5 protein-coding genes are annotated in these 7,593 nt (G+C 69.9%); 3 read left to right on the top strand and 2 right to left on the bottom strand.

The window, feature by feature from the left end; all coding sequences use genetic code 11:
* Positions 1-217 precede the first annotated feature (217 nt).
* A complete protein-coding gene (locus tag ACWCRB_RS48035; RefSeq protein WP_451002102.1) occupies positions 218-1,465 on the bottom strand; it encodes a glycosyltransferase 87 family protein in 1,248 nt (415 codons plus the stop codon).
* A gap of 164 nt (positions 1,466-1,629) precedes the next feature.
* Between ACWCRB_RS48035 and ACWCRB_RS48030 the strand changes: the two genes are divergently transcribed.
* Complete coding sequence (locus ACWCRB_RS48030; protein WP_451002101.1) at positions 1,630-2,772, top strand: glycosyltransferase family 4 protein; 1,143 nt, start codon at positions 1,630-1,632, stop codon at positions 2,770-2,772.
* Between the two features lie 116 nt (positions 2,773-2,888).
* Positions 2,889-4,511 carry a GMC oxidoreductase gene (locus ACWCRB_RS48025; protein WP_451002104.1) on the top strand — a complete coding sequence of 541 codons (1,623 nt, stop codon included), beginning with the start codon at positions 2,889-2,891 and terminating at the stop codon, positions 4,509-4,511.
* Positions 4,512-4,593: 82 nt separating this feature from the next.
* Here ACWCRB_RS48025 and ACWCRB_RS48020 read toward each other — a convergent pair whose 3' ends face one another.
* Positions 4,594-6,390 (bottom strand): AMP-dependent synthetase/ligase, encoded by a 1,797-nt coding sequence (locus tag ACWCRB_RS48020; RefSeq protein WP_451002100.1) that lies wholly within the window; start codon positions 6,388-6,390, stop codon positions 4,594-4,596.
* Positions 6,391-6,738: 348 nt separating this feature from the next.
* On the opposite strand from ACWCRB_RS48020, the gene ACWCRB_RS48015 reads away from it, so the two are divergent.
* Complete coding sequence (locus ACWCRB_RS48015) at positions 6,739-7,494, top strand: metallophosphoesterase family protein (RefSeq protein WP_451002103.1); 756 nt, start codon at positions 6,739-6,741, stop codon at positions 7,492-7,494.
* The last annotated feature ends 99 nt before the right edge of the window (positions 7,495-7,593 follow it).

The following is a 7,593-nucleotide window of genomic DNA, read 5'->3' as shown; positions in this document are numbered from 1 at the left end:
GCGGGTACGAGTAGAACACGGGGTACGCGAGTGCGCCGACCGTGCCTGCGATTGCCAGACCGACGAGGATCGAGCCGTTCATGCGGGGCAAAGAAAGCACCGGCCCGCATTTCCAGCCCGTCCGGCGTTTGAGGACGAGCGCGTTCAGCGCGATACGGGGTTCGGGGGCGGAGCCCCCGAGGGATGGGACGGGTAGGGGCGGCGGGGGCGAGAAACTTCAGGGCGAGCCCAGGGGCTCCTTCTCCTGGGGCTGCCGGTCCGCGATCGGGGGGAGTGGGGCCCGGCGGGGCGGGACCGTTGTGCGCCAGAGTTCCAGGGACGCCGTCAGGGCCGCGACTGCCAGGAGGCCGTTGCGGGTGAACAGGAGGGTCATGCCGTAGGTGTCGCTGGCGACCACGTGGGCGAAGCCGATGGGGAACTCCAGGACCGTCACCAGGCAGGCGATCACCACCAAGGCGGCCGGCAACACCATCGTGCTCGCGCGGAAGCAGAGGCAGACCGCCGCCAGGCCCACCAGCCACACCATGTACTGGGGGCTGATGACTCGGCTGGTCACCGTGAACAGCAGCACCGCCACGAACGCCGCGTCCGCGAGGGTGTGGGAGTGGAAGCGGGTCGCGCACAGGCGCCACAGCAGGAGCCAGCCGAAGGCGACCACCGTCAGCAGCAACGCCACCGTGCTCACCGTGTTCACGAACGGGCCCAGGAACTCGATCGAGCCGTAGTTCAGCGCCACCTGGCCCTCCCAGCCGAAGTGTCGGCCCACATGGAAGACGAGGGCGCCCAGCGACTCCACCTCGGTGCCCCGGTCGCCCTGGAAGGTCAGGAAGGCGAAGGCGCCGGGCATCGTCATCGCGAACGCCGACGCCAGCGCCGCTGCCGTGACCGCCGCCGAGGCCCATGCCCGGCGTCGTACGGCCCCTACGAGCAGCAGCGCGGGCCAGACCTTCAGCAGCGCCCCGAAGGCCGCCAGGGCGCCCATGAGACGCGGATGCCGGGCACCCGCGAGCAGCGCGGCCACCGCCACGGCGGTCACCATCACGTCGTACCGGGCGTACACGGTCGGGCCGAGCAGCGGTACGCCCACCACCCACACCCAGGCGCCGCGCAGCGTCCGGCCGGCGCGCACGCCCGCGTAGAGGAGGAGGGACAGGACTACCAGGTCGGCGAGGAACGCCAGGACGAAGAACGCCTGCGCGTAGGACAGGAAGGGCAGGGTCGCGGGGGAGAGGATCGCCAGGGCGGCGGCGGGCGGGTACTGCCAGGTGACGTCGGCCAGCGGGAAGGTGCCCTCGCGCAGCACCTCGTACCAGCCGTGGTAGATCACCGAGACGTCGCTCGTGACGTCCGGGCCCGGGAAGACGAACACCTTGAACACGAACAGCAGCAGGAGCAGCCGGGTCAGGCCCCAGGTGCCCAGCAGCGCCATGGGCAGCCGCGGCCGGTCTCCGCCAGCGATGTCCACCTGAACCCCTGTTCGTGCCACCTGCTCGCCCTGCGGTGCGCGTGCGCGTCAACCGGTGAGCGGCCATGATCTCCCGCTCTGCTGTGCGAATGCCATCAAACGGGGCCTGACATCTGTGAGGGTTCTGGGAGGGTGCGGGGGGCGGTTCGGTAGGGTCGGCGGCGATGCACAAGACCCTGATCGTGACGAACGACTTCCCGCCCCGGCCGGGCGGTATCCAGGCGTTCCTGCACAACATGGCGCTGCGGCTCGACCCCGCACAGCTCGTCGTCTACGCCTCCACCTGGAAGCGCGGCCACGAGGGCGTCCGGGCCACCGCCGCCTTCGACGCCGAGCAGCCCTTCACCGTCGTACGGGACCGGACGACGATGCTGCTGCCGACGCCCGCGGTCACCGCGCGGGCCGTCGGGCTGCTGCGTGAACACGGCTGTACGTCGGTGTGGTTCGGGGCGGCGGCGCCGCTCGGGCTGATGGCGCCGGCCCTGCGCAAGGCAGGCGCCGAGCGGCTGGTGGCGACGACCCACGGCCACGAGGCCGGGTGGGCGCAGCTGCCGGCGGCGCGTCAACTGCTGCGCAGGATCGGCGAGTCGACGGACACGATCACCTACCTGGGCGAGTACACGCGGTCGCGGATCGCCGGCGCGCTCACCCCGCAGGCCGCTCGGCGGATGGTCCAACTGCCGCCCGGGGTCGACGAGAAGACCTTCCATCCGAAGTCGGGGGGTGCGGCCGTCCGCGCGCGGCTCGGGCTCACCGACCGGCCCGTCGTCGTGTGCGTCTCGCGGCTGGTTCCGCGCAAGGGGCAGGACACGCTGATCCTGGCCATGCCCCGCATCCTCGCCGCCGAGCCGGAGGCGGTGCTGCTGATCGTCGGCGGCGGGCCCTACGCGCGGGAGCTGCGCAAGCTCGCGCACGAGACCGGGGTCGCCGACTCGGTCCGCTTCACCGGGCCGGTGCCCTGGGCCGAGCTGCCCGCCCACTACGGCGCCGGGGACGTCTTCGCGATGCCGTGCCGGACCCGCCGGGGCGGTCTGGACGTCGAGGGGCTCGGGATCGTGTACCTGGAGGCGTCCGCGACGGGACTGCCCGTGGTCGCCGGTGACTCCGGGGGCGCGCCGGACGCCGTCCTGGACGGCGAGACCGGCTGGGTGGTGCCCGGCCGCTCCGTGGAGGAGGCCGCCGACCGGATCACCGTCCTGCTCGGCGACGCCGAACTGCGCGCCCGGATGGGGGAGCGGGGACGGGCCTGGGTCGAGGAGAGATGGCGCTGGGACCTGCTGGCGGAGGGGCTGAAGACGCTGCTGTGACGCCTGCGTCCGGAGTGCCCAATACGTAGGTGCGCAAAGGTCCGCACCTACTAGGCGGAAGGTGAATTTCCGCCGATGCTGCGAGCATGACAGAAAAGCTGATACACCGTCAGCTGATGCAGCATCAGCTGACGAGACGTCAAATACTGGGCATGGCCGCGTTCCAGACGGCCGCCGCTCTCGGATTCACCCGCGTCGGCCTCCAGTCGGCCCAGGCCGTCGAGCCCGCCGCGGTCGAATCAGCCCCCGCGATCGTCATCGGTTCCGGGTACGGGGGTGCTGTCGCCGCCCTCCGTCTCGGTCAGGCCGGCATCCGCACCCTCGTCATCGAGATGGGCCGCCTCTGGAACACGGCGGGCCCGGACGGCAAGATCTTCTGTTCCACCTCCGCCCCCGACAAGCGCTCCATGTGGTTCAAGACCCGTACCGAGGCGCCCCTCGCCAGCTTCCTGTGGCTGGACGTCGTCAACAAGGACATCACCCCCTATCCCGGCGCCCTGGACCGCGTGCACTACAACAACATGTCCGTGTTCCTCGGGCGGGGCGTCGGCGGCGGTTCGCTGGTCAACGGCAGCATGGCCGTCACCCCGCTCCAGTCGTACTTCGCCGAGCAGTTCCCCGGTGTCAACGCCACCGAGATGTACGCGACCTACTTCCCGCGCGCCCGGGCGATGCTCGGCGTCAACAACGTCGACCCCGCCTGGTTCGAGTCCACGGAGTGGTACCGCTTCTCCCGGATCTCCCGCGCCCACGCCCAGAACACCGGCCTGAAGACCACCTTCGTACCGAGCGTCTACGACTTCGGCTACATGCAGCGCGAGGCGGCAGGCACCGCCACCAAGTCCGCGCTCGCCGGCGAGGTCATCTACGGCAACAACCACGGCAAGCGCAGCCTCGACAAGACGTACCTCGCCTCCGCGCTCGGCACCGGCAACGTCACCATCACCACCATGGAGCGGGTCAGGGCGATCACCCGGGCCGCCGACGGGACGTACGTCCTGACCGCCGACCGGATCGACGACACCGGCGCGGTCGTCCAGACCAAGCAGTACGGGTGCACCTATCTGTTCCTCGGCGGCGGCAGCGTCGGGACCACCGAACTCCTCGTCCGGGCCCGGGAGACGGGCGCCCTGCCCGCGCTCGACGCCAGCGTCGGGACCGGCTGGGGGACCAACGGCAATGTGATGCTCGGACGCGCCAACCACCTGTGGGACACGGTCGGTGCCAATCAGTCGACGATGCCGGTGATGGGCATCGACGACTGGGCCAACGCCGACAACCCCGTCTTCGCCGAAATCGCCCCGCTGCCAACGGGGTTGGAGCACTGGGTGAGTCTCTATCTGGCGATCACCAAGAACCCGCAGCGGGCGTCTTTCACCTACGACTCGGCGACCGACTCGGCGCGGCTGGGCTGGACCGCCGCCCAGAGCGCGGTGTCCGTCGCCATGGCCAAGAAGCTGTTCGACCGCATCAACGCGGCGAACTCCACCATCTACCGGTACGACCTGTTCGGCTCCGGCAACAAGGTGTTCGCCGACGACTTCACCTACCACCCGCTGGGCGGCTGCGTGTTGGGCAAGGCGACCGACAACTACGGGCGCGTGAAGGGGTATTCGAAGCTGTACATCACCGACGGCTCACTGGTGCCCGGCTCGATCGGGGTCAACCCGTTCGTGACGATCACGGCGCTCGCGGAACGGACGATGGCGCGGGTGCTGGTGGAAGACACGGCGACATGAGCGCCCCTTTCAGGGGCGCGGGGAACTGCGCGACCAGCCCTCACCGACCCGCACTCAAAGAACTACCTGTCCCATGGGGCACTCACCCCCGGTAAATCGCCTCGATCTCGTCCGCGAAGTCCTTGGCCACCACATTCCGCTTGAGCTTCAGTGACGGCGTCAGGTGGCCCGACTCCTCGGTGAACTGGGAGGCCAGAATGCGGAACTTCCGCACCGATTCCGCCTTCGACACCGCGGCGTTGCCGTCGTCGACCGCGCCCTGGATCGCCGCGAGCAGATCCGGGTCATGGGCGAGCGACGCCGCGGTGGAACCGGCCGGCTTGCCGTGCTCGGCGGCCCAACGGCCCAGGAACTCCTCGTCGATGGTGACCAGCGCGCCCACGAACGGCCGCCCGTCGCCCACCACCATGCACTCCCCGACCAGCGCGTGCGCACGGATCCGGTCCTCGATCACGGCCGGGGCGACGTTCTTGCCGCCCGCGGTGACGATGATCTCCTTCTTGCGGCCGGTGATCCGGAGGTAGCCGTCCTCGTCGAGGGTGCCGATGTCGCCGGTGTGGAACCAGCCGTCGGCCAGCGCCTCTTCCGTCGCGCCCGGGTTGTTCCAGTACTCCTTGAACAGGTGCTCGCCGTGCAGCAACACCTCGCCGTCGTCGGCGATGCGCACGACCGAGCCGGGCAGCGGCTGGCCGACCGTGCCGATCTTCTGCCGGTCCCAGGGGTTGAACGCGGTGGCGGCACAGGACTCGGTGAGGCCGTAGCCCTCCAGGACCGTGAAGCCGATGCCCCGGAAGAAGTGCCCGAGCCGCTCGCCGAGCGGGGCGCCGCCGGAGATGGCGAACTCGCCCTTGCCGCCGAGGACGTTGCGCAGCTTGCTGTAGACGAGCTTGTCGAAGGTCTTGTGCTTGATCTTCAGACCGAACGACGGGCCCGACGGGTCGTCCAGCGCCCGGCTGTACGCGATGGCCGTGTCCGCGGCCTTGTCGAAGATCTTGCCCTTGCCGTCCGCCTGCGCCTTGGCCCGCGCCGAGTTGTAGACCTTCTCGAAGACGCGCGGCACACCGAGGATCAACGTCGGCCGGAACGAGGCCAGTTCGTCGGTGAGGTTCTTGATGTCCGGGACGAGGCCCAGCTTGATCGGCGCCATCATCGGCGCGATCTGCACGAGCCGTCCGAAGACATGCGCGAGCGGCAGGAAGAGAAGGACGGAGCACTCGCCGGTACGGAAGAGGGGCCGCAGCCGCTCGACGATGTTCCCGCACTCCGCGAAGAAGCTGCGGTGGGTGAGTACACAGCCCTTGGGCCGGCCGGTCGTACCGCTCGTGTAGACGATGGTCGCCGGGTCGTCGGCCTTGGCGAACGAACCGCGCTCCTCGACGGCCGCGTCGCTGACGTCCTTGCCGGCCCGCCCCAGTTCCTCCACCGCACCGGCGTCGATCTGCCAGACGTGCTTCAGCGCGGGCAGCCGGTCGCGCACCGACTCGACGGAGGCCGCGTGGCCGTCCAGCTCCACGATGATCGCGGTGGCCCCCGAGTCACTGAGGATCCACTGCACCTGCTCGGCGGAGCTGGTCTCGTACACCGGCACGGTCACCGCGCCCGCGCACCAGATCGCGAAGTCGAGCAGCGTCCACTCGTAGCGCGTACGGGACATCAGGGCGACCCGGTCGCCCGGCTCGATCCCGGAGGCGATGAGGCCCTTCGCGGCGGCCTGCACCTCGGCGAGGAAGGTGGTGGCCGTCACGTCCTGCCAGGCGCCGCCCACCTTGCGGGCGATGACGGCGACATCCGGATGCTGCGCGGCGTTTCGACGGACGATGTCGGTCAGATTTCCGTCCGCGGGGACCTCGTACAAAGCCGGAAGGCTGAACTCGCGCAAGACTGCTGCTCCTCATAGGGCGCCGGCGCCACGACGTTGTGCGATGCGACGGTGCGGTCCATGGCTCGGGCAAGTGCTCCTGGACCTCGTAGTTGAAATCCTGAGCACGACTGGACTGCCCGGACGTTACCCGTCGGTATGGCTGGTACGACAGGGGGGTCCGGCGAGATGTTCGCGGCGTCACACGGGTTGGTGTCTTTTACGCACAGTAGTGCACGGTTTTCTTGACTGACCAGTAACCGTCGGGGACCCCCCTGTCCTGTTCACGCATGCCGCACACGCCTACCCTTGATCGCCATGGCACCCACACCGCGGGGTAACCCACATGAGAAGACGACGCGCATTCATGTGGTCAGCGACGTGCATGGCAACGCGCGGGACCTGGCCGCGGCCGGTGCGGGCGCGGACGCGCTGATCTGCCTGGGCGACCTGGTCCTCTTCCTCGACTACGCCGACCACTCGCGCGGCATCTTCCCCGACCTCTTCGGCGCGGAGAACGCCGGCCGCCTCGTGGCACTGCGCACGGCCCGCCGCTTCGAGGAGGCGCGCGAGTTCGGGGCCCGGCTGTGGGCGGGCATCGGCACGGACCGGGCGACGGCCATCGAGAAGGCGGTGCGCAAGCAGTACGCCGAACTGTTCGCCGCGTTCCCGACACCGACGTACGCCACCTACGGCAACGTCGACATGCCGACACTCTGGCCGGAGTACGCCGGCCCGGGCACGCGGATCCTGGACGGGGAGCGGGTGGAGATCGGCGGGAGGGTCTTCGGCTTCGTCGGCGGCGGGTTGCGCACCCCCATGCGCACGCCGTACGAGATCAGCGACGAGGAGTACGCGGCGAAGGTCGAGGCGCTCGGCGAGGTCGACGTGCTGTGCACGCACATCCCGCCGGAGGTGCCGGAGCTGGTGTACGACACGGTCGCGCGCCGCTTCGAGCGCGGCAGCCGCGCTCTGCTGGACGCGATCCGGCGCACGCGCCCCCGGTACGCGCTGTTCGGTCACGTCCACCAACCGCTGGCCCGGCGGATGCGGGTCGGTGCCACGGAGTGCGTCAACGTGGGGCACTTCGCGGGGAGCGGGAAGCCGTGGGTGCTCGAATGGTGAGGCCGGTGAGGGCGGGTGCGGATGACAGCGGGCCGGGCTGCGCGGGGTAGCCTTCACGCTGCACATACGTGCGCACCAAACCTCCCTCACCGGACCGCA

The organism is Streptomyces sp. NPDC002156 (genome assembly GCF_053593675.1).
The sequence above is the reverse complement of the archived record's forward strand: the minus strand, read 5'-3'. Positions and strand labels throughout refer to the sequence as shown.

Excerpts from the sequence above, each read along its gene's own strand:
- ACWCRB_RS48030 (WP_451002101.1), top strand. The coding sequence starts at position 1,630 with ATGCACAAGACCCTGATCGTGACGAACGACTTCCCGCCCCGGCCGGGC.
- ACWCRB_RS48025 (WP_451002104.1), top strand. The coding sequence starts at position 2,889 with ATGCAGCATCAGCTGACGAGACGTCAAATACTGGGCATGGCCGCGTTC.